The 25,963-nt window shown below is 58.9% G+C and carries 21 protein-coding genes, 1 pseudogene and 1 riboswitch; of the genes and pseudogenes, 12 read left to right on the top strand and 10 right to left on the bottom strand.

The features are described 5' to 3' along the window. Positions 1–37 precede the first annotated feature (37 nt). The 4 genes from JFN93_RS00855 (at position 38) to JFN93_RS00840 (ending at position 5,037) form a co-directional block, all read left to right on the top strand. Positions 38–259, top strand: a complete 222-nt coding sequence (locus JFN93_RS00855) for a Franean1_4349 family RiPP (RefSeq protein WP_199382084.1) — start codon at positions 38–40, stop codon at positions 257–259. Between the two features lie 191 nt (positions 260–450). After that, positions 451–1,437: a DUF3089 domain-containing protein gene (locus JFN93_RS00850; RefSeq protein ID WP_199382083.1), complete on the top strand. Its 987-nt coding sequence runs from the start codon at positions 451–453 to the stop codon at positions 1,435–1,437. A gap of 30 nt (positions 1,438–1,467) precedes the next feature. Next, on the top strand, positions 1,468–3,483 hold the full coding sequence (locus JFN93_RS00845) for a kelch repeat-containing protein (protein WP_199382082.1): 2,016 nt from the start codon (positions 1,468–1,470) through the stop codon (positions 3,481–3,483). A gap of 411 nt (positions 3,484–3,894) precedes the next feature. Beyond that, the gene (locus tag JFN93_RS00840) at positions 3,895–5,037 is read left to right on the top strand and encodes an ABC transporter substrate-binding protein (RefSeq protein WP_199382081.1); all 1,143 of its coding nucleotides are present in this window, start codon (positions 3,895–3,897) and stop codon (positions 5,035–5,037) included. 941 nt (positions 5,038–5,978) lie between these two features. On the opposite strand, the gene JFN93_RS00835 is transcribed toward JFN93_RS00840, so the two are convergent. The 3 genes from JFN93_RS00835 to JFN93_RS00825 all read right to left on the bottom strand — a co-directional run bounded on the left by JFN93_RS00835 (position 5,979) and on the right by JFN93_RS00825 (position 9,330). Beyond that, entirely contained in the window at positions 5,979–7,034 is a 1,056-nt protein-coding gene (locus tag JFN93_RS00835) for a rhodanese-like domain-containing protein (protein WP_199382080.1), read from the bottom strand. A gap of 95 nt (positions 7,035–7,129) precedes the next feature. Next, the gene (locus tag JFN93_RS00830; RefSeq protein WP_199382079.1) at positions 7,130–7,849 is read right to left on the bottom strand and encodes a PAS domain-containing transcriptional regulator; all 720 of its coding nucleotides are present in this window, start codon (positions 7,847–7,849) and stop codon (positions 7,130–7,132) included. Between the two features lie 122 nt (positions 7,850–7,971). Continuing rightward, positions 7,972–9,330 carry an FAD-dependent oxidoreductase gene (locus tag JFN93_RS00825; RefSeq protein WP_199382078.1) on the bottom strand — a complete coding sequence of 453 codons (1,359 nt, stop codon included), beginning with the start codon at positions 9,328–9,330 and terminating at the stop codon, positions 7,972–7,974. A gap of 606 nt (positions 9,331–9,936) precedes the next feature. Between JFN93_RS00825 and JFN93_RS00820 the strand changes: the two genes are divergently transcribed. Beyond that, positions 9,937–10,266 (top strand): helix-turn-helix domain-containing protein, encoded by a 330-nt coding sequence (locus tag JFN93_RS00820; RefSeq protein ID WP_236021464.1) that lies wholly within the window; start codon positions 9,937–9,939, stop codon positions 10,264–10,266. A gap of 64 nt (positions 10,267–10,330) precedes the next feature. Here JFN93_RS00820 and JFN93_RS00815 read toward each other — a convergent pair whose 3' ends face one another. Together JFN93_RS00815 and ercA are read right to left on the bottom strand one after the other, a co-directional pair. Further along, positions 10,331–12,337, bottom strand: a complete 2,007-nt coding sequence (locus JFN93_RS00815) for a hybrid sensor histidine kinase/response regulator (protein ID WP_199382076.1) — start codon at positions 12,335–12,337, stop codon at positions 10,331–10,333. Continuing rightward, positions 12,321–13,481 carry an alcohol dehydrogenase-like regulatory protein ErcA gene (gene ercA / locus JFN93_RS00810; protein ID WP_199382075.1) on the bottom strand — a complete coding sequence of 387 codons (1,161 nt, stop codon included), beginning with the start codon at positions 13,479–13,481 and terminating at the stop codon, positions 12,321–12,323. The genes JFN93_RS00815 and ercA overlap by 17 nt, the downstream gene beginning before the upstream one ends. Before the next feature lie 520 nt (positions 13,482–14,001). On the opposite strand from ercA, the gene JFN93_RS00805 reads away from it, so the two are divergent. Beyond that, complete coding sequence (locus tag JFN93_RS00805; protein ID WP_199382074.1) at positions 14,002–14,475, top strand: VOC family protein; 474 nt, start codon at positions 14,002–14,004, stop codon at positions 14,473–14,475. 162 nt (positions 14,476–14,637) lie between these two features. On the opposite strand, the gene JFN93_RS00800 is transcribed toward JFN93_RS00805, so the two are convergent. Then, positions 14,638–15,327, bottom strand: a complete 690-nt coding sequence (locus JFN93_RS00800) for a type 1 glutamine amidotransferase domain-containing protein (RefSeq protein WP_199382073.1) — start codon at positions 15,325–15,327, stop codon at positions 14,638–14,640. Between the two features lie 392 nt (positions 15,328–15,719). Continuing rightward, a riboswitch (cyclic di-GMP riboswitch) is annotated at positions 15,720–15,796 on the top strand. Between the two features lie 98 nt (positions 15,797–15,894). Between JFN93_RS00800 and JFN93_RS00795 the strand changes: the two genes are divergently transcribed. Further along, positions 15,895–16,569 (top strand): lipid-binding SYLF domain-containing protein, encoded by a 675-nt coding sequence (locus JFN93_RS00795; RefSeq protein ID WP_199382072.1) that lies wholly within the window; start codon positions 15,895–15,897, stop codon positions 16,567–16,569. A 151-nt stretch (positions 16,570–16,720) separates the two neighbouring features. Here JFN93_RS00795 and prfB read toward each other — a convergent pair. Further along, a pseudogene (prfB, locus tag JFN93_RS00790) lies at positions 16,721–16,846 on the bottom strand (peptide chain release factor 2); the annotation flags it as partial. A gap of 213 nt (positions 16,847–17,059) precedes the next feature. Here prfB and JFN93_RS00785 point away from each other — a divergent pair. Beyond that, complete coding sequence (locus JFN93_RS00785; RefSeq protein WP_199382071.1) at positions 17,060–17,749, top strand: hypothetical protein; 690 nt, start codon at positions 17,060–17,062, stop codon at positions 17,747–17,749. A 211-nt stretch (positions 17,750–17,960) separates the two neighbouring features. Continuing rightward, positions 17,961–19,094, top strand: coding sequence for a tetratricopeptide repeat protein (locus JFN93_RS00780; protein WP_199382070.1), 1,134 nt, complete (start codon positions 17,961–17,963; stop codon positions 19,092–19,094). A 7-nt stretch (positions 19,095–19,101) separates the two neighbouring features. Here JFN93_RS00780 and JFN93_RS00775 read toward each other — a convergent pair whose 3' ends face one another. Continuing rightward, complete coding sequence (locus JFN93_RS00775; protein ID WP_199382069.1) at positions 19,102–19,587, bottom strand: protease complex subunit PrcB family protein; 486 nt, start codon at positions 19,585–19,587, stop codon at positions 19,102–19,104. A 214-nt stretch (positions 19,588–19,801) separates the two neighbouring features. Between JFN93_RS00775 and JFN93_RS00770 the strand changes: the two genes are divergently transcribed. From JFN93_RS00770 to JFN93_RS00760, 3 genes are all read left to right on the top strand, one after another. Then, a complete protein-coding gene (locus JFN93_RS00770) occupies positions 19,802–20,242 on the top strand; it encodes a PaaI family thioesterase (protein WP_199382068.1) in 441 nt (146 codons plus the stop codon). Positions 20,243–20,656: 414 nt separating this feature from the next. Continuing rightward, complete coding sequence (locus JFN93_RS00765) at positions 20,657–23,788, top strand: EAL domain-containing protein (RefSeq protein WP_199382067.1); 3,132 nt, start codon at positions 20,657–20,659, stop codon at positions 23,786–23,788. A 379-nt stretch (positions 23,789–24,167) separates the two neighbouring features. Next, the gene (locus JFN93_RS00760; protein WP_199382066.1) at positions 24,168–24,779 is read left to right on the top strand and encodes a helix-turn-helix transcriptional regulator; all 612 of its coding nucleotides are present in this window, start codon (positions 24,168–24,170) and stop codon (positions 24,777–24,779) included. A gap of 117 nt (positions 24,780–24,896) precedes the next feature. Here JFN93_RS00760 and JFN93_RS00755 read toward each other — a convergent pair whose 3' ends face one another. Continuing rightward, positions 24,897–25,442, bottom strand: a complete 546-nt coding sequence (locus JFN93_RS00755; protein WP_199382065.1) for a YaeQ family protein — start codon at positions 25,440–25,442, stop codon at positions 24,897–24,899. 2 nt (positions 25,443–25,444) lie between these two features. Continuing rightward, entirely contained in the window at positions 25,445–25,906 is a 462-nt protein-coding gene (locus JFN93_RS00750; RefSeq protein ID WP_199382266.1) for a YaiI/YqxD family protein, read from the bottom strand. Between the last annotated feature and the right edge of the window lie 57 nt (positions 25,907–25,963).

Raw genomic sequence — 25,963 nt, 5'->3', positions numbered from 1 at the left:
GTCCCGATGGGGACAGATTTCTGGGCCGGAGGTAGCAATGGCACAAGATGCGGTTGAGCGGGTGTTAGGACGACTCATTACCGATGAGCGCTTCCGCCGCGCGGTGAGCGATTCGCTTGAGGCGGCATGTGTGCAGCAAGGCTACACTCTGTCCCCCACCGAGCTGCGTTTTTTGTCGGAACTGGAGCTGAAGGAGATCGGCGCCCTTGCCGCCCGCATCAACCCCGGGTTGATGCGGGCAGACACCCCGCTTCCCTGATGCGGGAAACGTATTCCGTGAGGGTTCGACGGTGGGGCCTTTGAGGTTGGAAAATATAATGCGGCAGGAAATCACAAGAGTATGAGGGGGATCACGTGAAAAACAGATTTTTTGTAGTCGTAATCGCAGTTCTTTCGGTTTGTCTGTTTGTGGCTGGGTGCGGGAGCGATAATGCCGCTACGAGCACTCCCGTGGCCATCGATTATGCAAAGGCCGCCAACTGGCTGTCCCTTCCTTCCCAGCTTGATCCCGTTAAAAATGTCGATGTCTTCTACGTCTATCCGACTGCATATTCGGCAGGCACGGGGGGGGCGCTCATCAGCGAAATAAACAACGCCCAGATGATGGCCGGTGCCAAATACGCCTTTCAGAAAAATGCGACCGCCTTTGCCACGGTCGGCAATATCTACGCCCCCTATTATCGGCAGGCGGATGCCGTCTACACGCTTGGTTTGCCGTCTACAGACGCCGTCTATGACTTTATCGGCGGGACTCCGGCCACGGATGTCATCGCAGCGTTCGACTATTACATCAAAAACTACAACAACAACCGGCCGTTCATCCTTGTGAGTCATTCCCAGGGGTCAACAATAGTCGCGCTCCTGCTGCAAAACTACATGAAAGCCAATCCAGACGTCTACCAGAGGATGATTGCCGCCTACGCCATCGGCTGGTCCTTCACGCAGGACTATTTCGACCGGAACCCCCATCTGAAATTCGCCCAGGGACCGGATGATACCGGTGTGATCATCTCGTACAACACCCAAAGCCCCTCCTTTACGGGCAGAAACCCCGTGGTCTTCCCCGGCGCCATGGCAATCAACCCGATCTCCTGGACCAGAACGGCAACCCTGGCGCCAGCCTCAGCCAATGCCGGTTCGCTGCGCCTGTTCGATGCAACGGCACCGGCCCCGTTTTACCAGGGCGATGTCATATTCCCCGTGCAGACCGTGACCGGCTATGCAGATGCGCAAATCGCCGCGATCAACCCGACCACGAGCGCTCTCGACCCGAACTCTGCGACAGAAGTAGTGCTCTGTTCCACCGTGGACCCGGCAACGATCAAGCGGCCGAGCCCGATCGCGCCCGGTTTTTTTCATAGCTACGACTACCCGTTCTATTACAGCAACATTGCCGCCAACGCCGCCAACCGCGTTGCCAGGTATCTGAATCAATAATTGAGACGTCCCGGAATACGGAGAACTACCATGAAAACTACGCTGCAGATCAGTCGCCTGGTATTTGTGCTGTTGGGCTTTGCAGTCCTGTTGTTGGCGGGGTGTGGAGGGAGCGACAGCACGCCGACGGGAACATTTACCGCCGGCCAGGTGTCCGGCAAAACGTTTGCGTATGCCAGCGCCGGTTCCACCGGAACACTCGCATTCAATGCCGACGGCACCTGGAGCACAACGATTGCCTCGTCCACCTTCAGCGGGACATGGAGCGTCAGCGACGGCAAGCTCGTCTGCGTGACTACCGCCGGCGGGGATCATACGGTTACCTACACACTGCTCTCGACCACGTCCAACAGCATCAATACCAGTTTCGTCGAAGTAAATCCCGCTGCCCCCGATAATCCGGCGAACGGCACTGCTACCTTAACCGCAACCTTCACCACCGGGCAGGTATCCGGCAAAACGTTTGCGTATTCGAGCGCCGGCTCTACGGGAACACTGGCAGTCAATGCCGACGGCACCTGGAGCACGACTATCGGTTCATCCACCTTCAGCGGCACATGGAGTATCACCAATGGCAAGCTGGTATGCGTCACCACTGCCGGCGGCAATCATACCCTGACGTACACGGCTCTTGTGAGTGATGATGCCAAGGCTATCCATACCAGCGTGGTTGAAGTAAACCCCTCCGACTCTGCCAATCCGGCCACCAACACCGCCACGTTCACGGCTCTCTACACCATTTCCGGCAAGATTTCCCAATCGGATACCGGCTTGGCCGGCGTCACCGTTGCCCTTGAGGGAGACCAGACCCTGACCGCCACAACGGATGCCGACGGCACCTACCGTTTCACGGTTCCCGCCGGGGAATACCGGGTAACCCCCTCGAATGGGAACAGCGCCTTCGCTCCTCTGGACAACAGTTTTGCGGTCAGCGGCGCCGATGTCAAAACCGTTGATTTTGTGTCGGCGCCCACCATGGCAGGACCCAACATAAATAAATGGGTCCGGACCGGTTCTTTGATTTACGATCGCTGTGACCACACGGCAACGTTGCTGCAAAACGGGAAGGTGCTCGTTGCAGGAGGACTGAGCGGGAGTGGAAGCACTCGTGCCAGCGCCGAGATCTACGATCCTGCTACCGGCAAATGGACCCAAACCGGTTCTTTGAATTACAAACGCTATGGTCATACGGCAACGTTACTGCGTGACGGGAGGGTGCTCGTTGCAGGAGGTTGGTACTGGACGTGGATTGGATCTCTCGCCACACGCGCCAGCGCCGAGATCTACGATCCCGCTACCGGCACATGGACCCAAACCGGTTCTTTGAAATACGACCGCTATGAACACACGGCAACATTACTGCAAGACGGGAGGGTGCTCGTTGCAGGAGGAACGGACACGTTGAGCACAAGCGCCACCGCAGAGATCTACGATCCTGCTACCGGCACATGGACCCAAACCGGTTCTCTGAATTACAAACGCTATTATCACACGGCAACATTACTGCACGACGGGAGGGTGCTCGTTGCAGGAGGTCAGACAGGAGATCAGTCAACCTGGAGTGCCGTTCTCGACGTACGTGCCAGTGCAGAGATCTACGATCCTGCTACCGGCAAATGGACCCAAACCGGTTCTTTGAATTACGACCGCTCTGAGTACACGGCAACGCTGCTGCAAGACGGGAAGGTGCTCGTTGCAGGAGGCGATGGAGATAACGGGTGGGCGGTTCGTGCCAGCGCAGAGATCTACGATCCTGCTACCGGCAAATGGACTCAAACCGGTTCTTTGAATAACCAATGCCTTGGACACACGGCAACATTATTGCTAAACGGGAAGGTGCTTGTTTCAGGAGCAGCTGACGCCGACACTGATGGCAGCGCGGAGATCTACGATCCTGCTACCGGCACATGGACCCTGACCGGCTCTTTAAACGACCGCCGAACCAAGCATACTGCGACCCTGTTGGACAATGGAGCGGTGCTCATTACCGGAGGAATTTTTGGCGGTAATCTTGCCAGTTCGGAGTTGTTCTTCCCGGGGCCTTGACCTCCGTACCGTGAAGCAAGAAGGGAACAGGCACCTGATTGGAAAAACATTCAGCAGACAGGGTAATTGGTGCCTGCCCCCTTATTCGAGCCCGGAATAAATTGATGAATGAGGGAAACTGATGCTTGATAATTAATGGAGCTTGAACACGGTACATGAAGGAACCGGAAAGGTGAGGTAAGGTGGAAAGGGGGCGCATTGGCGCCCCCTTTCCATTTGTGGGGGAAAGTGTAGCCCCAAAAGGATATTTCCCATTGGTACTTCAAGGACTGATGTTGCCCTGGAGGTAAAAACCATGCTATTACAAGCCGATGTCCCAGCAACACTCTCTTGATGGCAGACATGAATTCCTTATGACCGCCCCCCCATCCGGGGAGCCGGCGAAATACATTAACCAGTGAGGGGATCAAGATGAAAAAGTGGTTTGTGGGAATCGTTTCGGCATTCATAACCATGCTGTTCTGCGGCAGCGCCTTCGCCGCCGGCACCATCCGGATCGGAGGGTTGTTTGCCGTGACGGGTCCGGCCGCCTTCATCGGTGATCCGGCAAAGAAAACCCTGGAAATGTTGGTGAAGGAGACCAACCGCAAGGGGGGCATCAACGGCATGAAGGTGGAGACCGTCATCTACGACACCGGAGGTGATCCGACCAAGGCGGTCCAACTGGCGACCAAGCTGATCAAGGAGGACAAGGTACAGGTCATCATCGGTCCTTCCACGACCGGCGAAAGCATGGCGGTCATCCCCCTGGTCGAGCGGGCGAAGATCCCCATGATATCGAATGCGGCCGGGGGCAAGATCGTGGACCCGGTCAAACACTGGGTGTTCAAGACCGCTGCCAGCGACCATATCGCCGTCGAAAAGCTCCTCAATTACGTGCGCAGCAAGAATCAGAAGCGGATCGCCATCCTCACGGTTTCCGACGGATTCGGCACCTCCGGTCGCGAGCAGCTCAAGGCGTATGCGGCCAAGCAAGGCTTTACCATCGTGGCGGACGAAGTGTTCGCCCCCAAAGACACCGACATGACCGCACAGCTGACCAAGATCCGGGCCATCAAGCCGGATGCCATCATCGCCTGGGCCCTGAACCCCGGGATGGCCATCATCACCAAAAATGTGAAGCAGCTCAACATCAAGGTCCCGCTTTACATGAGCCACGGCACGTCTACCAATAAATACCTGGAACTGGCCGGTGAGGCAGCTGAGGGGGTGATACATCCGGCCGGCAAATTGGCGATCTACGATTCACTGCCCAAGTCGGACCCGCAGGCGAAGTTGCTCAAGGACTACCACCTGAATTACCAAAAGCAGTATGGCGAAGAGGCCACCACCTTCGGCGGGTTCGGCTACGACGCCTATCGGTTGATCGTCGCTGCCGTGGAAAAGGGGAACACGACCCCCGAGCAGATCAGAAACGGCATCGAACAGGCCAAGAAAATACCCAGCGTCTCCGGCATCTTCACCATGAGCCCCAAGGACCACAACGGCCTCGATCTGTCCTCCCTGGTGATGGTGAAGATCACCAAAGGGAAGTGGATCATGCTCACCAAGTAGCGGGGTATTGGCAATAAACGTTGAGGCACGAAACGCGACTTCAATTCGCGTGAAGGATGTCGTTTCGTGCCTCAACGCGACCTACTTGACCTACTTATTAATAATTCCCCTCCAGCCTCAACCTGCCGCTTGATCCCTTGGTTTCCCCCACCCAATGTCGGTCCCAACGGTCGTATTCCTCTGGTTACCTTCATCTTTCGAGCAAAGATGCCCATCAACAGTTCCAAGACGGACAGATCTCAACTTGCAACGCGCGTCGTTGAAGATAATGATGGGCGTCACCGGTCCTGGCACGGGGGAGGGCATTTGAACCCGGTGATAGCCATGATCACGGGTAAGGTGAACGTACTTTCGTGAAAGACGGGCATGCCTGGTCCGGACGAATCACTTGCCTACCCCAGGGATGCCACTGTTTTCAACAGGCGATGCCCGTCTTTGGTCTCGTCACATCCGTGTTTGGTCTCGTGATCGCCATCACAAGACCAAATACGGGCATACATGCTCTCGGGATAGCATAATATTCCCCCAAAAGAACTCCATCGCGAGAGCAAACGTCCTAAGTAATCCCACGAGAAACCCCTCATCGTTGGACGTCATAAGGGCATAATCCGCGCCAAAACAAGGGTACCTTGGACCAGCTGCCACCGTATTTCATGACAACCAAGGGTCCTGCTACGACCAAAGATGCGGAAGGTCAGCTAAAGATGCGTGGTAAGTTCTGACCGCGTACGCCCACGTTTTTCTTGAGGAGACCAATCACCAACTCCAGGCACCGTCATCGCAAAGACCAACCATGGTCATCTCGAGACCAACCATAGTCATCTCGAGACCAATCATGGTCATCTCAAGACTAACGCTGCAAGGACGAAGGGGACTGGCTCCGCAGGTGCCAGTCCCCCTCTCTCGCCACGAACAAAGTAACTGCGTCTGGTCGAAAGGATCTACTTCTCCACCATAGCCCGGCTTTCGTGCTTCCCTTTTTCTACCTGATAGTTCAAGGAACGCGCAAGCCCCAGCATCACCTCCCGCAGCTCGCCAAGCCCTTCAGTCTGATCGTTCCACCCCATGGTGCCAAAACGCATGTCATAAGCTTCGTATCCCAGCTGGTTGAGCAGAAATGCGCTGGCGGCGCCCCAGTGGCCTATGTAGCAGATGAGAACGATCTTCTTGTCGCGGGGGAGCTTGCGCAGGTTCTCAACCTTCGCAATCTCCTTTGCCGGTATGTTGATCGCCCCCGGGACGTGACCTTTTGCGTAATCTTCGGGCCGTTGCAGGCTGACGAGAAAATAGGAGTGGTCGCCGCCGACTACCGCCTTTTGGTAGACTTCCGCGCGGTCGATCAGCAGATCGCGTTTGGAACTCAATACCGCTTCAGCCCGCGCCGGCACCACATTTTTCCCGGTGCTTCCCACGGTTGCGATGGCAGGCAACACGTTGCCCCCGGCGGCATCGACCTGCGCCGTGCTTACCGGATAACCGGCCGAGCCGGGGTAAGGATCGGTTATCCCGGACTGGGAGGCGTTCCAATGGGTCATCCCGAACGACAGGACAGTGGTGTCGTAGCCGAGCTGCCCGAAATACAGGGCGGCGACCATGGAGCGATGCCCGTCCGCGCAGGTCACCACGATCTTCTTGTCCTTCGGGAGGATCTTCCCGGCCTTGCCGCTGGCGATCTCGTTATATGGGATGTTGACGGCACCGGGCACGTGCCCTCTGGCAAACTCATCCGCACTCTGAACGCTCACCAGGAAGTAGGACTGGTCCTTGCCCAGGATTACCTTCTTGTAGTAAGCCTCGGCCTGCATGAACGGTAATCCGGCAAAGAATGCACGGCTGGCCTTAAGAATCTCGTCGCTCGGATCGATCTTTTCCTTTATCGAGCCGGCATCGAGGGTTTTCGTTTTGCTCTTGGTGCTGTCTGCGAGAGCCCCTGTGGGCAACAACAGGCAGAGTGACAGGATGGTCCATTTGGCGATCGTCTTTGCATCTGGTCTCATTGCGTTTCCCTCCGTGAGCTCTACATACCTCACCGACCAGAGGATGCTCAAGGAGTACTTGACGAACGGAGGCAGGGGCTGGATGAACGGTGCCGTTATTGCCCCAGTGCTTTCTTAAGGGCCGGCGCGAGGCGGCATGAGACGGGGACCTTCGGGATAGCGGGATCATCAAAGGAGACCAAGAGGCGGCTCCCATCGCCGTGCTCGATGCCGCGGACGTGCTTGAGGTTGACGATGAAGCTCTTGTGGACGCGGAAGAAACCGTTGCCGGGCAACTTCTCCAGAGCTGTCTTCAGGCTCATCAGGAGGTAATGCCGTTTTGACCCGGTGAAAATCCGGCAGTAATTGCCGTCGGCCTGGATCAGGCGGACCTCGTCCGCGGACAGGAAGATAAAGTTCCCGTTTTCGTGTACCGGCAGTTTTTTCAGTTCCAGGTGCCCCGTCACCGGATTGGTCAGCGCGCCGGTCTGCTCGGTGACGTCAACGAAGATCACCGACCATGATGCCGCCCCCTCCGCAGTGCTGACCGTCATGCGGGACATGCTCATCATCAGGACCCGGCCCAGGAAATCGAGAACCAGCGTGTTCTGCAGGGTGTCTGCGGGCTCGGTGAGCTCCTGCAAAAGCCCCCGTACCTTCTCCCGGGTCTTCGGCTGGTGGAAACCAAGCAGATCTTTCCCCAGCGGTCCCGTTTGGTTTCCGACGATCTGGAGCGCGCACTGGTTCATGCCGACCACGGTGAAGTCGTCGGATAGAAGTACCAGCCCGAAGTTCAGGTCATCGCTGGAGGAAATGGTGCCGCGGCTGTAAGACATAGTTATTCCTCAAAATTCCGCGCATCGAGAGATGGTATCCGCGATCACGGTGCCAGGGCGGCCCCCCGGCGCCCACCGAGCGAGACCAAGGGACGGTGGGCAGCGGACTGCCTAACCTACGACTACCCTAATTTCTTTGCCGCCTCGCGGGCGGCGATCACGACCGGGTCCCAGACCGGGGAGAAGGGAGGTGCGTAGCTCAGGTCGAGGTTGATCATCTGTTCGACGGTGAAGCCTGCATGCAGCGCGGTTGCCAGGGTGTCGATCCTTTTGGCGGATCCGGCTTTCCCGACGATCTGGCCACCCAACAGGCGGCCGCTCCCCTTTTCGGCAAGTACCTTGACCGTTATTTCTCCGGCTCCCGGGTAGTACCCCGCCTTGGTCCGGCTCTTGATCACCGCACTCACCCATTCGAGGCCCAGCCTCCTGATCTCCTCTTCCTGCAGGCCGGTGCGGGCTATTTCCACTTCACAGATCTTGGTGACGGCGGTTCCCACCACCCCGGGAAAGGTGGCGTACCCTCCGCCGAGGTTGATTCCCGCTACCCTCCCGTGCCGGTTGGCGACGGTGCCGAGGGCGATGTAGAAGGGCCGGCGGCTGATCAGGTGGAACGACTCGGCACAATCTCCGGCAGCCCAGATCCCGGCCGTCCCGGTTTGCATCCTATCGTTCACCCGGATCGATCCTTTTTCTCCGAGCGGAATGCCCGCGGCTTCGGCAAGTGCCGCGTTGGGGCGCACCCCGAGACCGAGCACGACGACATCCGCCGGCAGGGTCCGCTGGTCGGTGATTACGCCGGTCAGCTTGCCGTTCTTGGTATCAAATGCTTCCAGCGTCTCCCCGAGGTAGAGGGTCACCCCTAGATCGCGCAGCGCCTGGGAGACCAGACGCCCCATGTCCGAATCGAGCGTGGACATCACTTCCGGTGACTTCGTCACCAAGGAAACATCCAATCCCTGCCGGACCAGGGCTTCGGCCATTTCCAGACCGATATATCCACCGCCCACGACAACCCCTTTTCGGGCGGACTTGCTGTCCAAAAGCATGCGCATTTCGACCCCGCTCTGCAGGGTGTTGATCCCGCAGATCTCGACCGCGTCGGAGCCCGGAACCTTCGGGCAGACCGGCTTAGCGCCGGTTGCCAGCAGGAGCTGATCGTACGGCTCCCATGAGACGTTGCCGGTTTGCAGCTCGAGAACGCGGACCCTTCCTCCTGCCGCATCGATTTCCTCGACTTCATGACGGATCCGGACGTCGATCCCTTCTTTTTCCCGGAACCGTTCGGGAGTGCGGATCATGAGTGCATCTTCCTTGTCGACAACCCGGCCGACATAGTAGGGGATGCCTCAGGCGGAATAGGATACGTGCGGGCCCCTCTCGAATACGATGATTTCCAGATCCGGACGCCGGCGTTTAGCCTGGGAAGCGGCGCTCATCCCCGCCGCATCGCCGCCGACAACGATGAGTCTATTGGTCGTCATGGCTTTTGCCCTCCTTATCACTGTTGTCCAAAGAGCTTAGAATTTATCCTAGATCCTCAATAATCATATCTGCAAGTAGATAATAAAAGAGCCCTCCTGCCAGTGCTTAAAGGAGGGCTCGTTTTAATGACTCAAAGGCAGGGAAGCCTGCGCGACAAAGCAACGAAGGAGAACCGCTTTTCCTGGTTGCATTCTCCTGCTCAAGGTCTATATACGGCATCTCTCCTTGCCTCCATCGGGAAAGGATGTCGAGTTTCCCTCAACGCGACCCACCGACTTATTGCGTTGAAATATACCAAAAAACAGTATAGGGTATACCGATGGTGTGGGCAGTCAATCTGTCAAAAAAGGCTGCTCAGCAATTCGAAAAACTGCCCAGGGCCGTTCAAGACTCGGCAGCTCTCTTGGTGATTGAAATGAGGAAAGCCGGGCCAGTGCGCGGCAACTGGCCAAATTACAGCAAACTCCCAGACTCCCGGCGTCACTGCCACTTGAAGAAAGGTAAGCCCACCTATGTAGCCGTTTGGAGAGAAGAAACGGCGGGGATTCAAATCATCGAGGTTATTTATGTTGGAACGCACGAAAAGGCACCCTACTGAAGAGACCATGAAGGGGCGAACGGTCGAGGTCCGTTTTGCGGGGGAACCCGCGAAGATCAGGGAGTTGAAACTCTATGCAAAAAAACTCGGGCTCAGGGACACCACCGAAACCGTTCCGCTGGAGCAGGTCATGCCTGAGATGCTGGCCAACAATGGTGGGATCTGCATCAGGGGCGGGCGTACCAAGGAAGGTTTGACTCAGGTGGAACTATCCAAACTTACCGGGATACCCCAGCGGCACCTCTCCGAGATGGAAAACGGGAAAAGGTCTATTGGAAGGGAGACGGCCAAGAAACTGGCTGAGGCACTCAACGTGGATTACCGGGTGTTTTTGTAAAGGCAGGTCGAAAACCTGGTGCCTTTTGCATGATACCCGAGCCTTGTCCTTATCGGCTTCCATCCTACTGCTTCCGGTCCAACAGAGCCCGGACCTTACTCAGGAGCTCCCGGGGCTGCACCGGCTTCATCACGAGCTCGGTCCCCTCGTGCAGGATGTCGCGAGTGACGATGATGTCCCGGGTGTAACCGCTGGTGTAGAGAAGAGAAACCTCCGGATTAAGCGCCCGGATCGCCTCCCCCGCCTCCTTCCCACTCAGTTGCGGCATCACCACGTCCATCAGAACCAGGTCAACCTTCCCCTGCGCCCGCTGGAACTGCTCCACCGCCTCCCTGCCGTCGGCGGCCAACAGCACCGTGTAACCGCTATCGGTCAGGACCGTTTCCAAAAGCTTGCGCAGGGCCGGTTCGTCCTCGGCCACCAGGATCGTTTCGGTACCCCCGCGCGGCGCCGCCTGATCCGTCCGCTCTCCGGCCGTCCCGGCCGGGGCCTGCGCCAGGGGGAGATAGATCCGGAAGGTGGTGCCGACGCCGGGCTCGCTGTAGACATTGATGAATCCGTTGTGCTGTGAGACGATGCCGTAGACGATCGCCATTCCCAGGCCGGTTCCCTTCCCCGGCTCCTTGGTCGTGAAAAAGGGCTCGAATATCTTCACCCGGGTCCTATCGTCCATCCCGATGCCGGTGTCCGACACAGAGATCACCGCGTAATGCCCCCGGGCCCCGGGCAGATTCTGCTCGGCAAAGGCTTCGTCCACCACCTGGTGCGCCGTCTCGATGCTCAGGATCCCCCCCTTCGGCATCGCGTCGCGCGCGTTGGTGGCGAGGTTCACCAGCACCTGTTCGATCTGCCCGGTATCCACCTCGGCAAACAGGGGCTCCCCGTATACCGAGGTCCTGAGCCGGACGTCCTCCCCGATGATCCGCACCAGGAAGCGCTGCACCCGCACGATCAGCTCGTTGAGATCGAAGGTGCGCGGGATCATGATCTGTTTGCGGGAAAAGGTGAGCAGGCTCCTGGTCAGCTCGGCCGCCTTCTCCGAAGATTCCATGATCTGGGCGACCTTGTCCTTCTGGGCCGGGCCCAGGGCGGCATCCCCCTTGAGCATCTCGGCATAGCCCATGATGACCATCAGGATGTTGTTGAAATCGTGGGCCACCCCACCCGCCAGCTGCCCCAGGGCCTCCATCTTCTGGGAATGCAGGAGCTGCTCCTCAAGGCGCCTGCGCTCGGTGATATCCTCGGCGATCCCCAGGACAAAACGCGGCACCCCCTCGGCATCGTAGAGGGGCAACTTCTTGGCCCGCAGGAACATCTGCTTCCCACCGGCCGACTTCACCGCCTCCTCGGAAATCTCGATCAGCCTCCGGGTATCCAGGGCCAGCCGGTCGCTCTGGGTAAAATATTCGGCCTGCTCCGGGGGAAACAGGTCATCGTCTCGCCGGCCCAGGACCTCCTCGCGGGTGTAGCCGAGAAACTCTTCGGCGGCCCGGTTCAGCGCCACGTAGCGCAACTCGGCAGCTTCCTTGGCAAAGACGATGGCGGGGATGTTGTCCACCACGTTTTTCAGGAAGTTCTCGCTGTAACGCAGCGCCTCCTCGGCCCGCTTCCGCTCGGTGATGTCGCGGGCTACGGCAAGGACGTAGGCTTGATCGTGGAAAACCATCCGGTTGAGGGTGAGCTCTGCGGGGAACGTCCCCCCGTCCTTGCGGTGCAGGGCGGTCAGCGCCTGGGCCCGGTCCCGCGCCTGGGGCGAGCGGATCAGTTCATCCCCCTCGGGGCACCGCGCCAGATCGGAGACGTCGAAGAGCGTTCCGGCAAGGAATTCCTCGCGTCGCCACCCCATCTGGGTCGATGCGAACAGGTTGACGTCGACGATCGCCCCCGAAGGGACCTCGACCAGGAAGAAGATGTCGTTGCTGTGATCGAGAAAGGCCTTGAGCCGCTCCAGTTCCTCCATCCGCGCCTGCAGCGCCGGATAGTACGTTTTCCGTACCGACGACTCCCCGAGTCCGGCCAGCTTTTCGTGCAGCCCAGCGTGGGTTTCCGAGGGATCAGAGGGATTCTTCATAGACGACCTCGATGTCGCGGTGGGTTGGTCGGCGGGGGTTGGTGACCATGCAGGGATCCTTGAGGGCATGATCGCTGAAGAAGCGGAGGTCGGCGGAGGAAACGCCGACCCCGGAGAGGCTGCGCCGGATTCCGACCGCCTCCTTGATGGAGCGGATGTGCTCCAGCAGGGCCTTCTTCCTGAGCGCCGGGGACGTGCCGCGCAGGTCGAGCCCCATCGCCTCTGCGATGAGCTCGTAGCGCTCCGGGGCGGAGGAGTAGTTGAATTCGATCACGTGATCCAGGATGATCGCGTTGCATTCGCCGTGGGCGAGGTCGATGGCGCCGCCGAGGCTGTGGGCCATGGCGTGGTTCGCCCCGAGGATGGCGTTGGAAAAGGCGAGGCCGGCCTGAAGGCTCCCCTGCATCACCTGGGTGCGGAATTCCAGGTCGTCGAGGTCGAGAACGGAGGGGATCAGGTTCCGGGAGAGGAGGCGCATCGCCTCGAGGGCGTGCAGGTCGGTCATCGTGGAGCGGGCGGTGGAGACGAACGCCTCGATGGCATGGGTGAGGGCGTCGAGCCCGGTGCAGGCGGTGAGATAGGAATCCATCGTGGTCAGGGTTTCCGGGTCGATGAGGGAGATATCCGGGACCACCGACTTGCTGATGATGGCGAATTTCACCCGTTCCAGCGGATCTTTTATGATGGCGAACTGGGAGACGTCGGCCGAGGTCCCGCCGGTGGTCGGGATGCAGACCAGCGGGGGGATGGGAATCGTCACCATGTCCACCCCTTCAAAGGCCTGGATCGGCTTGCGGTTGGTAGTTACGATCCCGATCCCTTTGGCGCAGTCGATGACGCTCCCCCCTCCGACCGCAACCAGGGCATCGCAGTGTTCCTCCTGATAGACGGCGACCCCCGCCTCTATCTCGGCGACCTTCGGGTTGGGGGTGACCCCGGTAAAGATGGTGAAGGAAAGCCCGGCCGCCTCCAGGCTCTCGCCGACCTCTTTGACCCACCCCGCGTGGACCACCCCCGGATCGGATACCAGCAGGACCTTTTTCCCGCCGAGGTTTCTGGCGTAACGGCCCGCGAGCTTCCGGGCGCCTACCCCGAAGATAAATTCCGGAGCAAGGAATTTACGCAGTTCAAAGCTACTCGTCATGCGATGTCTCCTGGTTTGCTTTGGTCGCCAGAAAAAATCTACTGAACCTACTGCTTCAAGTATGGACCCTGTCATAAAATTCAGTCAATCACGGCATGAATGAGCAGCATCGAGGTGCGGGTGAAACGAGAGTCGCAACCGGAGGGTTATTGGCAGAAGGGGCGACCAATGGCAGAGTAGCCCTACGCCTCACCCAAATAAATTCCTAAATTACATATGTGGGTTTCCTCGTCAAGCATATTGTTTACATGATGCATTCACGAGAGAAGGGACCCTGGCGAGACGTCGGCTGCGCGGACCAAGTGCCGAAGATGCTTGCGCCAACAGCCCCAAACGGTGCCTGTGGGTTGAGAGTCCAGACGGTCGATCCCTTCGAGCCTGCTTTCGGCTTGGTGCGGTCGTTCCAGCTGTGTTCGTCAGCACCAGCAAGCGAAAGGAAATTCAGCTTTTCAATCACCTGGAATGATAAAATAAAGCGGCAAGCGTAAGGAGGATATTCAGCGGCACGAAGGAGGAAACCATGTCAAAAGCGATACCGGAAGGATTCCATAGCATCACGCCGACGTTCACCTTTACCGATGCCCGCAAGGCGATCGAGTTCTACAAACAGGCCTTCGGCGCCCAGGAGCGGTTCGTCATGCCGGGCCCCGATGGCAAAGGGGTGATGCACGCAGAGATCATCATCGGCGATTCGATCGTAATGTTCGGTGAAGAAAGTCCGCAGAATCCCTGTAAAAGCGCGCAAACCATGGGGGGCTCCCCGATCGGCTTCTACTTTTACGTGGAAGACGTGGACAAGGCGTTCCGAAGGGCTTTGGAAGCAGGCGCCCAGGTCCGCATGCAGGTCGCGGACATGTTCTGGGGTGACCGGGTCGGCAGCGTGCAGGACCCGTTCGGGTTCAACTGGACCCTGGCGACCCACATCAAGGATCCAACCAGGCAGGAACTGGAGGAAGGCGCTCAGGCGGCCTGCGCTCAGATGCAGAAGGGATAGCGTCCACGCAGGAGTAAGGGTACCTGTCCTGCCGTGAACCAAGAGCCCTCCTGCCCATGCTGGCAGGGGGGCTCTTTTTATTTGCGGACCCGTTGGTCCAATCATTTTCGCTGTAGGAGCGGCACCGCTTCTTTCCGCGCGGCAAGAAACCAAGCGGCTCGATCAGGCCGCCTTTTCCACGCCGAGCACCCTGAGCAGCGCGTGGGCGGCGGACGTCGACGAGGCAGGATTCTGCCCGGTGATCAGTCGGCCGTCAACGATGGAGAAGGGCTGCCAATTGGGAACCTTCTGGAAGTTAGCCCCCAGCCGTTTCAGCTCATCCTCGACGAGAAACGGCACAACATGGGTGAGCTGAACCGCTTCCTCCTCCTCGTTGGTAAAACCGGTTACCCGCTTCCCCTGCACCAGCGGCTCCCCCTGGTAGGTGACGTGGCGCAGGACACCCGGAGCGTGGCAGACTAGCGCGATCGGCTTGCCGGAGTTGTAGAACGCCTCGAGCAACGCGGCAGAAACGGGACTTTCGGCGAGATCCCACATGGGGCCGTGTCCGCCCGGGTAAAAAACGGTGTCGAAATCTTCCGCCTTCACATCCTCAAGCCGGGCGGTATGCGCGAGCGCCTGTTGCGCCCTCGCATCCTTCTTGAAACGGGCCATTGCCTCGGTCTGATTCTCCGGCAGGTCGCTTTTGGGATCGAGCGGAGGCTGCCCCCCTTTCGGAGAGGCGAGCGTCACCTGGACATCGGCATCCTGGAAAACGTAATACGGCGCCGCAAATTCTTCCAGCCAGAAACCGGTTTTGCGGCCGGTGTCGCCGAGTTGGTCGTGCGACGTTAGAACCATGAGAATTTTCATTTTGCGCTCCTCGTTTGCAGTCCCCCGGGTGCATCGCAGCCACCCGGAAGGTGCAGAATCCAGCTATTTTTTCCCCTGAGGGGAATTATGATCCTTTTCGCGTCTTTAAGGGAGAGTCCTTAACGACGTAGCTGCGAACACTCCGGGAGCGCCTCTCCAGATGCGATTGACCGCAACCGCGGTCGTCTACCCAGATGGTGATGCGGCTTTTCCGCTGATTTTTCTGTGGGAGCGCCATTTCTGGCGCGAACCGCCGGAGGCGGCGACAGCGGTTGCGGTTAATCGCGACAGCAATGTCGCTCCTACAGTCTGAGGCCAATTGTTCTACCTGATTGACATCACGCTATGACTGTGCATAATGCAGCTCACATTCCATTACCCTGATTGGTGGTACACGATAATACTCAACCATCCGCGAGGATGGGGCGGAAAGCCTAAAGGGTCTCTCTGAGACAGCCGGGTTGCCGAAATATCAACCGATATTCAGCCCCGGCTTTTTTGCGTCCGAGACCGGAAACTCGGACCGGCTGCGGTAAACTCATTAAAACAAACGTGAGAGGTAACCCTATGAGAAGATCGAACTTCCTTATGACCGTATGTGCATCCCTGATACTCACCTTGTTTGCCACCTCAGCCTTCGCGGAACGCGAGAGCGCAAAAATCGACGATTGCATCGAGGTCGTCAAGGCGGTCAAGGCCATCCCCGAGAAAGGGGTTCCGCCGGTCCTTTTGCAAAACGCCCAGGGCATCATGATCATTCCCGGGGTCATCAAGGTCGGCTTCGTGGTCGGCGGCCGCTACGGAACCGGCATCCTCACCGTGCGCGACGAGAAGGGGACCTGGAGCAACCCCGTCTTCGTCAAGATCGCCGGCGGCAGCCTCGGCTGGCAGATCGGAGCGCAGTCCACCGACCTCATTCTCGTTTTCAAGACGAAAAAGAGCGTGGACGGCATCCTCAAAGGGAAACTCACCTTGGGGGCCGACGCCTCGGTAGCGGCGGGCCCGGTCGGGCGCAGCGCCGAAGGGGCTACCGACCTGACGCTCAAAGCGGAGATCTACTCCTACTCTCGCAGCCGGGGCCTCTTCGCCGGAATCGCGCTCGATGGCGCCGCCCTGATGATCGACGACGACGCCAACGCCGCCTTCTATGGCAAACAGGGCATCGAGCCCAAGGAGATCGAGGCGGGAACCGGCGTAAAGCCGACGCCGGCGGTAACGGAGCTGCTAAAGCTGCTGCAATAAGCACGGAAACATGACCGGAACAAAAGAGCCCTTCTGGTGCCACAGGCCAGGAGGGCTTTTATTTGGCGCGTCAGGAATTCCCGGGAGAACCAGATGAACGGCAAATCCCCCCATCCCCCCTTTGTCAAAGGGGGGTATTAAGGCCGGACCTGGTGCGGTAGGTGTCCACCCGCAGGTCGCTTTCGGCGATCTTGATGTCGATGTCCTCTTCCTCAATCACCGGGAAAACGAAGAACGACGCGAACGAGGTGTGGCGTCGAGCGTTGCTGTTCCTTGGTGGAAAATTCCGTCTTCCGGAAAGGGCAAGATCCCCCCTTCGATGATGATGCGCCCAATCCGTCGAAACGACACTTTGACATGACCTGCAGATACTATATAGTCACCTTAATGTGAGACTAGCATTGTCAGGTCACATGAGAGCTACCCCTCCCAGTGATGCAGTTGACACTCCGGGGTGATGACGGCGAGAATGGATTGAGGGGGAAAACTCATGTTCGTTCAGAGACTTATCCGGTTTCTCGGCAGGATGATCTTCTATTTCTTGATGCTGCCGGCTCTGATCGGCCTGATCTATACCCTGGCCGAGGGGGAGTTGCGGGCGGCCCTGGTTTTCCTGATCGTGTTCGTCCTCGTCCTCTACTTCGGGTTGGTCCGCATCCGGGTTCCGGCCAATTCGGTCATGGTGCGCAAGGGCAAGGTCGTCTACTTCATACCGGAGAAATCGGTCCGCGACCGCTTCGATTTCGCCTCGCGCGGCCAGACCATCGTCGAATTACCGAGCTTTCGCCTCTTGGACCGTCCCCATGTCGTGGAGATATTTTTTCCCGACCGGCAAGGGGGGGTGATTTCCTGCCGGCTGTCACTGACCCTCAGCTACATCATGGATCTGACCTCATTGCAGCGAGCCTACGACTACTTTATCCGTTATCAGGATGAACTCCCCCTGATAGTGAAGCGAAAGTTGTACAACAGCGCCGCCCGGATAACCTGGCCGTCGCCTCCGAAAGGAGATGAAGACGCGAATGCATTTGTGCAGCCGGCTCTGGCTGAATTGAATTCGGGACTGGAAACTCTCGGGATGAAGATAGAAGAAGCGACCTGCACCTTCGATGCGGGGTCGACCCTTGCCAGACTGGTATCCGACGAGCAGGTGACCGTCGAGAGAATTGATATTGAGTAGAGCGCAGGTATCTCTTATCAAGACCCGGGTCGTTCCCAGCGGAAAAGCTTCTATTGAAATCCGGTTACAAAGCTCGTATTATCCAAAGCTCACTAAAACGAAACAGAAAGCAGACCCGGCAGTTCTGGAACTCCCTCGGGTTGCCCCTGTTTTCGGTCGCTCGCGATCGCCTTCAACTTTCCATTCTTCAGATAAAGGAACATGATCAGCCATGATCGTACCTCAGGATACCGACCTCAATGCCAGTGGTATGAAGGTCACCGATACCGCACATGCAAGGGTACTGGAACTCTCAAAGCAAGGGCATAATCTGGTTCGAGCCAAGCGATACGCTGAAGCTTACGCTGTTTATGAAACCGCTTTGGGAATCGACGCACGAAATCCGTATGTGCTGACGGGAATGGGTGACGCGCTGCGCTACCAGAAGAAATTTTCCAACGCTGCCGAATGCTACCGCAAGGTGTTGGACTTCGATCCGGAAAATGCCTTTTCCCTGGTCGGACTGGGTGACGCGCTGCGGGGGATGTATCAATACGGCGAGTCTATTGAGTGCTTTAGAAGATCACTCCACAAGAACCCGAACAACTTAATGGTTCTGACGCGCATTGCCGACAGCTACAAGAAGATCGGCGATTACGAAAATGCGGAGACCTTTTACAAAAAGGCTTACGCCATCAGGCAGAAGGACCGCTATGTCTTGCTGGGGTTGGCCGACCTGTACAAAACGACGGGCCAGGAACTTCTCGCCATCGAGTACTATGAAAAATCGCTTGCCATCGGCGTCAGTACCATCACGATCGTGACCATCCTGGGCAACCTGCACCTGAAGCACGAAAACTTTGAGCAGGCCCGCCATTACTTTGAAATGGCTCTCCAACAGGAACCGCACAACAACCATGCGCTCTACGGATTGGGGAACTACTACCGGAGGATGTGCAACTACGAGCGGGCCGTCGAGGTGTGGGAGCAAATCCTGCAACACGACAGCGGGACCCCGAACCTCTTGACCCGTTTGGGGGATGCGTACCGTAACCTGGGCCGATTCGACGCCGCCGAACATGCCTACCAAAGCTGCCTGGATCGCAGTTATGACAAGTTCGCTTTCCTGGGGATGTTGAAGATGCACTGCCAGTTGGGTCAACTGAAGGAGGCCTGTGCCTGCTACGACAAGCTCTTTCGCAAGGAGGGGGGTGACACGAGGCTTTTTATGGAACCGGGGGAGTTACTCGTGGAGCGGGGTAGTAAGGATCTTGCTCTCGAATTCTTCCGTCACGTCCAACTACTGAATAAAAACTCCGAGGAGGTTTGCTCGCTGATCAGCGAACGTATCTCGGAACTGAGTTGAAACCGCGTCAGTCACAGTCGCATACCGCCGGTGACAGGGCCAGAGTTGCTGCACCGGAAAAACCGGGCACGGCGACAACCTGAAACGGCTGCTTCAAGTCCTCGCTGACGATACAGCCCGGCCCCGGAGCCACCTGCTGAGCGACGACGACTACGCCGGTCGATGTCGGCAGTACCGAAGTCACGGCAATCGCGTGACCTCCCGTCGGCTGCGGGGCATCGACGACGGCAATCAGGATCGTGTGGTCAAAATCGACCGCCGGGCGTGCCGGGACGATGAAGGCGTTGATATTCAACTCGATCCAGAAATTTCCCCACTCGGTATTGTTACGGATCACCTTCACCACGGGGGCATGGTTACCGGAAGGCGACACTTCTCCTTTTTTCACCACCGAGAATTCGAGCGGTTCCTGCGCGTTGCATGAGTCCGTGCTGCCAATAAGGAGCACCCCGCCGAGCAGGAATAGCAGAGCCGCCAAAGCTCTCATTGTCATAACAGTGACTCCTCCCATGGAAGCTGACGCGGAAGTCAACCCAATTACCACCTGCAAATCGACCCTTATATCACAAAATCAAACCCCAAGGAAATCAGGTTTTTACCAGAAACGTTCAATAAACCCCTTCCGATGGCCGCCTAATGACCATCCCGGCTCTGTTTTTGGACCAGGTTTCCCGGTTGGGAAAGGTACGCGAGAAAAGGTAGCCACTATGTACGAAAAGCTGTACGAACAGACGATAGATCCGAATCAGATCCCCTTCGAGCTGCCGGAATGGATCGCGTGCGCCCCGTTTGAGGAGTACCTGGGGATGACGATCGAGGCGGCCGAAGCGGGACGGGCCGTTCTTACCATGCCCTTCAAGATCAAGCTCGCCCAGGGGGCGGGGGTCATGCACGGCGGTGCGGTCACCTCGCTGGCGGATACCGCGGTTGCCATGGCTATCAAGAGCCTGGTCCCGGAAGGGACTGATTTTGTGACGGTGGAGATGACGCTCAAATTCCTCGCCGCGGTCCACGAAGGGACGGTGCGCGCCGAGGCCAGGGCGACCCGGCTCGACGAACGTAAAATAACCGGGGCAGCGGACATCTTCAGCGGCACCGAGAAGGTTGCCGAATTCAGCGCCTTTTTCCTGATCCGAAAGAAGCGGTGAAGGGACGGGGTACTCGATCGGTCGGTGGTATTCGCGCCTGGAAAGGCGCTCCCACCGGTCAAGTTTCCGCGGTAAGTATCAGGCGTCGGCACCTCAGGGTGCCGGCGCTTTTTCGTTTCGGTCCCCTCACGGCATCCAAAAAAAATCTGCATCCAGCACCAACTTTTTTTCTTCTCGAACCCCATAAAAGACCAAAAAAGTCTCATTGCGGCGCCAGTTAGCTCAGGACCACCAGAATTCAAGAAAAGGCAAAGAGAGCCGATAAGTAGCGATGGGGTAACTTCCAGACATTATTGTTCTTAACTGATCCGGTAACGTAGTGAATCCGTCGGAATCCGAGCCATGGCACGATTCGGCGGAGCGGCAATTTCGGTTTTCTTTGGGCATGATCTCGAAGGGAACTGAGGAGAAGGCATGAGTAAGGATTTCGAAAAGAATAAAAAGATTCAGTGGACCATGCTCGGGATCACCATTTTCCTGGTGACCGGTGCGGTGGCTCACAACCTCTACCGGATCTATCGCGATACCGTCGAAACGGAGAAGTACCGACTGCTCGCCCAGGCGAGGGTCATCGGCGAAAACCTGAACAACCGCCTGATGGGTACCGAACATACCATGATGGCAATCCGGGACGAACTGAGCGAGATGCCGACGGAAAACTGGAAAAGAACCTCTTTTGCCTACGAGTCGAAGCTCATCGACGAGGAGGTCTCCGGAATCCGGGCCGTCTTGGTACTGGACCGGCAAGGGAAGGTGCGGCTTTCCAACCGCAAGGAACTGGAGGGGCTCGATCTGAGCCAGCGCGATTACTTCCGGCAGGCGCGCAAGAATCCTAACGCCGCGACCCTGTACCTCTCTCCGCCGCTGAAGACCCGCAGCGGGCACTGGATCATGAACCTGGTCCGGGGGATCAGCGACGAACGCGGCTTTGCCGGCGTCGTCGCGGCGGGCATCGACCCGGCCTCTTTCAAGCCGCTCCTCGACTCCGTCAACTACGCGCCGGACATGCAGTCGGCCATCGTCCACGAGGACGGCGGCGAGTTCGTCACCCTGCCGGGGAAGCCGGACCACGTCCCCAACATCCGCAGCTCCGATTCGGTCTACGCCCGGCACCTCGCCAGCGGCAAGCAGTCCGACGTCTTTATCTACGGCACCGGGCAGAGCGGCCAGACCCGGATGACGGCGGTGATCAGCGTGAAACCGCGCGACCTCCTCATGGACAAGGGTTTTTTGATCGCCACCACCCGCAGCATGTCGGCGATCACCAGCAACTGGCGGGAACACGCCCGCAACCAGCTCGGCATCCTCCTTTTCATCTCGTTTTCCTCCAGCGTCGCGCTGGCGGGATTCCAGAGGTTCCAGCAGAAACAGCGTCAGATCGTGGAACGGACCGATGCGGAGCTGAGGGAGACCCAGCAGCAGCTGCGCGAGATGATCGACTTTCTTCCCGACGCGGTGCTGGTGACCAACAACGACAAGAAGGTCGTGATCTGGAACCGCGCCATGGAGGAGATGACCGGGGTAAGCAAGGAGGAAATGGTCGGCAAGGGGGATTACGAGTACACCGTCCCGTTCTACGGACAGCGCCGCAAGATGCTGGTGGACTACGTGGATGACCACAAGGAAGTCATCATCGGCAAATACTCCGCCGTCACCCACCGCGGCGAGACGGTCGGGGTGGAGAGCTTCTGCCCGTCCCTGCACGGCGGGGTCGGGGCCTACGTCTGGGCGGTCGCCGCGCCGCTTTACGACTCGGTCGGCAAGCGCATCGGGACCATCGAGTCGATCCGGGACGTGACCAAGCAGAAAGAGGTCCAGGCGGCCATGGTGCAAAACCAGGAATACCTGCGCAAGCTCTACCACGGCCTGGAAAACAGCGCCAGCGCGGTCATGATCACCGACGTGCACGGCACCATCGAGTACGTGAACCGCAAGTTCACCGAGGTGACCGGCTACGCCCCGGAAGAGGCGCTGGGCAAGAACCCGCGCATCATGAAGTCGCAGTCGACCCCCCCGGAGGTGTTCAAGGACCTCTGGAACACCATCCTGAGCGGGCGCGAGTGGCGCGGCGAGGTGCTGAACCGCCGCAAGACCGGCGAGGTCTACTGGTCGGTCGCCTCGATCAGCCCGCTGCGCAACGAAAAGGGGGAGATCACCCACTTCATCGCCAACGTGGAGGACATCAACGAGCGGAAAAACGCCGAGGCGACCATCGAGCACCTGGCTTACTACGACCCGCTCACCGAACTCCCCAACCGCCGCATGCTCAAGGACCGGCTCGACCTGGCGATGCGCCGCAGCCGGCGCCAGGAAAATTCCATCGCCCTGATGTACCTCGACCTGGACACCTTCAAGCACATCAACGACAGCCTCGGGCACCCGGCCGGGGACCAGCTGCTGCGCGAGATGTCCCGGCGCTATCGCGAGTCGCTGCGCGACGACGACATCGTCTGCCGGCTGGGGGGGGACGAGTTCGCCATCATCCTGCACGACATCCGCAACGAGGAGGATGTCGCGGTGGTCGCCTCGAAACTGCTGGAACAGACGACGAATCCGGTCGAACTGGAGGGGATGGAGGTGACGGTATCGGTGAGTATCGGTATCGCCCTGTTCCCGCGCGACGGCGCCGATGCGGAGACCCTGGAAAAACACGCGGACATCGCGCTGTACCACTCCAAGGGCGAAGGCAAGAACACCTTCCGCTTCTTCCACGAGGAGCTGAACCGCATCACCCGCGACCACATGGCGCTGGACCACGCCCTGCGCCACGCCGTGCAGAACGACGAACTGGTGCTGCTCTACCAGCCGAAAGTGAATCTGGAGACGGGGGAGGTGACCGGCGTGGAAGCGCTTTTGCGCTGGAACAGCCCGACCTTCGGCATGGTCTCACCGATCCGGTTCATCCCCATCGCCGAGTCCAACCGCACCATCATCCCGATCGGAGAGTGGGTGCTGCGCACCGCGTGCCGCCAGCAGGTGGCCTGGCGCGAACAGGGCCTGGACCTGGACATGGCGGTAAACATCTCGCCGATCCAGTTCAAGTCGCAGGCGGTGATCAGCCAGGTCTCCTCCGCGATTGCCGAGACCGGCATCGATCCGGCCCGGCTGGAGCTGGAGCTCACCGAGAGCACCCTGGTGGAAAAACCGGAAGCGGCCATGAAGACCATGAACAACCTGCGCGAGATCGGCTGCGGCATCGCCATCGACGATTTCGGAACCGGCTACTCATCGCTCAGCTATCTCCGCAACTTCCCGGTCACCTGCCTGAAGATAGACCGTTCCTTCATCTGCGAGCTGGCGAAAAACGCCGGGGACCGGGCGATCGCCCGCTCCATCGTCGAGCTGGCCAAGAGCTTCGGCACCTGTACCGTCGCCGAAGGGGTGGAAGGGATGGACCAGCAGGACATCCTGAGCGATCTCGGCTGCGACTACATCCAGGGATACCTCTATTCCCCGCCGGTCGCCGCCGAGCGCCTGGTGCAGGTGGTACAGGAAATCAAGCAGGGATTCTGCGACTTGCATTACGGGGGTGAGGGAAGTCAGTAGAGTGTTCCGAACTGTCACAGCATCGGTGCGGATAACTCACGGCACCGGTCCTGCTTGTTTTTGCAGCGACTCAGCTTGCAATGGCGCGCCCCCCTTATACAATTGACAATGTTCTCCCTCTTGGAAAGGGAGCTGTTGCTTGAATAAAAGGGTGTGCGGCTTTCAATGCAGATACGGCTGATCCATTGTCCGTATTTTTCCCAATATCTTTTCCCTACCCGGCCAGCCGTTCCTGACAGTACGAGCGGCGGCCGCGGCTTACCTTGCCCGCTGCATCCTTCCCACGGTAGCACGTCTGGCTGACTGGTTCGATCGATAGTCCGGGAACGTCACCGATAAGGTCGCGTCCATCCCTGCACGAAACAGGAGCGAGCCTGCCATGAACGTAATGCTCTGTCTAAAAAGCCGGGTGGTCGGGGAAGCCCTTCGCGACCTGCTCAGCCGCGACAATGCCGAAGACCGGTTCTTCCTGGAGCACGATGCTGCACCGGGGGACGCGCCCGACCTCGTCGTGGCGGACAAACGGAGCATCACCGGGGAGCTGTTGTCGCGCTGGCCGCAGGCAAAGGTGGTCCTTTTGGACACCGGGCTGCACCAGGAGGAGGTGATCACCACCATCCTGCTGCACCAGCTTTTCGGGGTGATATCGACCGACGCCGATCTTCCCCTGATGCAGAAGGCCCTGCGCCTGGTGTACCAAGGGCAGGTCTGGATCAACAACAGCAACGTCAAGGCCCTGCTGAGCCGGGCCGGGAACATCGCCCGCGCCCCGGAAACAGAACGGATCAGCAAGCGGGAGCAGGAGATCCTGCAACACCTCTCCCAGGGGAAGAAGAACCGCGAGATCGCCGAGGAGCTCTACATGAGCGAACACACGGTGAAGGCGCACATGTCCCGCATCTTCAAGAAGTTCAACGTCACCAGCCGCTCTCAGCTCGTCACCTGCCTGCTCAACGCCCGCGAACCCGACCTGTCCACTCCGACGACCTGAAGTCGTCTCGAACGTCGCGCCGATTTCAAAACGCAGGGTGGGCACCCCGTGCCCACGCGGACCGATGCCAGGCAGGGTTACGTGGGCAAAGGGCTGCCCACCCTGCGGAACCGGCCGTCAGCCCCTCTCCCCGCAGCGGACCACCACTTCGGTTTCCAGCGACTCTCCGGCGGACTGCAGGTACAGCGTCCCCTCGGTTATCGTCACTTCCCACACGATGGAACGCTCCACCTGCGCCGCTACGCGGCTGAGGAAACCGGGATCGACGGTAACCAGGGTGAGGTTGCCGATGCCGGTTATCTTGGGGAGATGCTGGCGCTCCCAATGGGGAAAGCCGTTGCCACAGGGAAGCAGCGCCACCCGCCCCGCATGACGCGACGCCTTCAGCAGGCGCTCCGGTTCCGGGAGCCCCACCTCGACCCAGGTGAGCACCCGGTCGTCCGGCCCCTTGGACCAGAGATCGGGCTCGTCGCCGGCGCTGATCCCCTTGGTGAATTGGAGATCTTCCTCGTAGAAAAGGAGGTAGGCGAGCAGCCGTGCCACCAGCCGCTCCTGCGTTTCGGAGGGATGTCGGGCCAAGGTGGTCTGAATGGATTGGTAGACCCCGCGGTCGATGTCGGAAAGCTGTACGGTGGCCCGATGGACGGTGGAGGGAAGCGCCATGTCTATACCTTCTTTTTTCGGGTGAGTTGGGTGAGGAGCCGGTCCAGCGACGAGGCGAATTTCTGGCGGTCGGTGAGGCTGAACTGGGCCGGACCACCGACGAGGAGGCCGCCGTCGCGCAGTTCCATCATCAGGTCCCGGATGGAAAGCCGCTCCCCGACGTTCTCCTCGGTGTAGAGCTCCCCGCGCGGGTCGAGCGCGACCGCCCCCTTGGCGACGATCCGCGCCGCGAGCGGGATGTCGGCGGTGATGACGATATCTTCGGCGGCGGCGTTTTCGGCGATGTAGTCGTCGGCGACGTCGAAGCCTTCGGAAACGACGACGGAGTCGATCAGGCGGGAGTGGTGCTTGGCGAGGCTCTTGTTGGCGACGAGGCGTACCGGCAGGTTGAGGCGTTCCGAGGCGCGGAAGATGATCTCCTTGATCACCCGCGGACAGGCATCGGCATCGATCCAGATCTTCAGGGGGGACTCCTATGCATGGGTTGAAAGCAGAGGAGCCATACTAGCATGGATGAGAAC

It is taken from the genome of Geomesophilobacter sediminis, assembly GCF_016458275.1.
In the GTDB taxonomy this organism is placed as follows: domain Bacteria; phylum Desulfobacterota; class Desulfuromonadia; order Geobacterales; family Geobacteraceae; genus Geomesophilobacter; species Geomesophilobacter sediminis.
The sequence above is the reverse complement of the archived record's forward strand: the minus strand, read 5'-3'. Positions and strand labels throughout refer to the sequence as shown.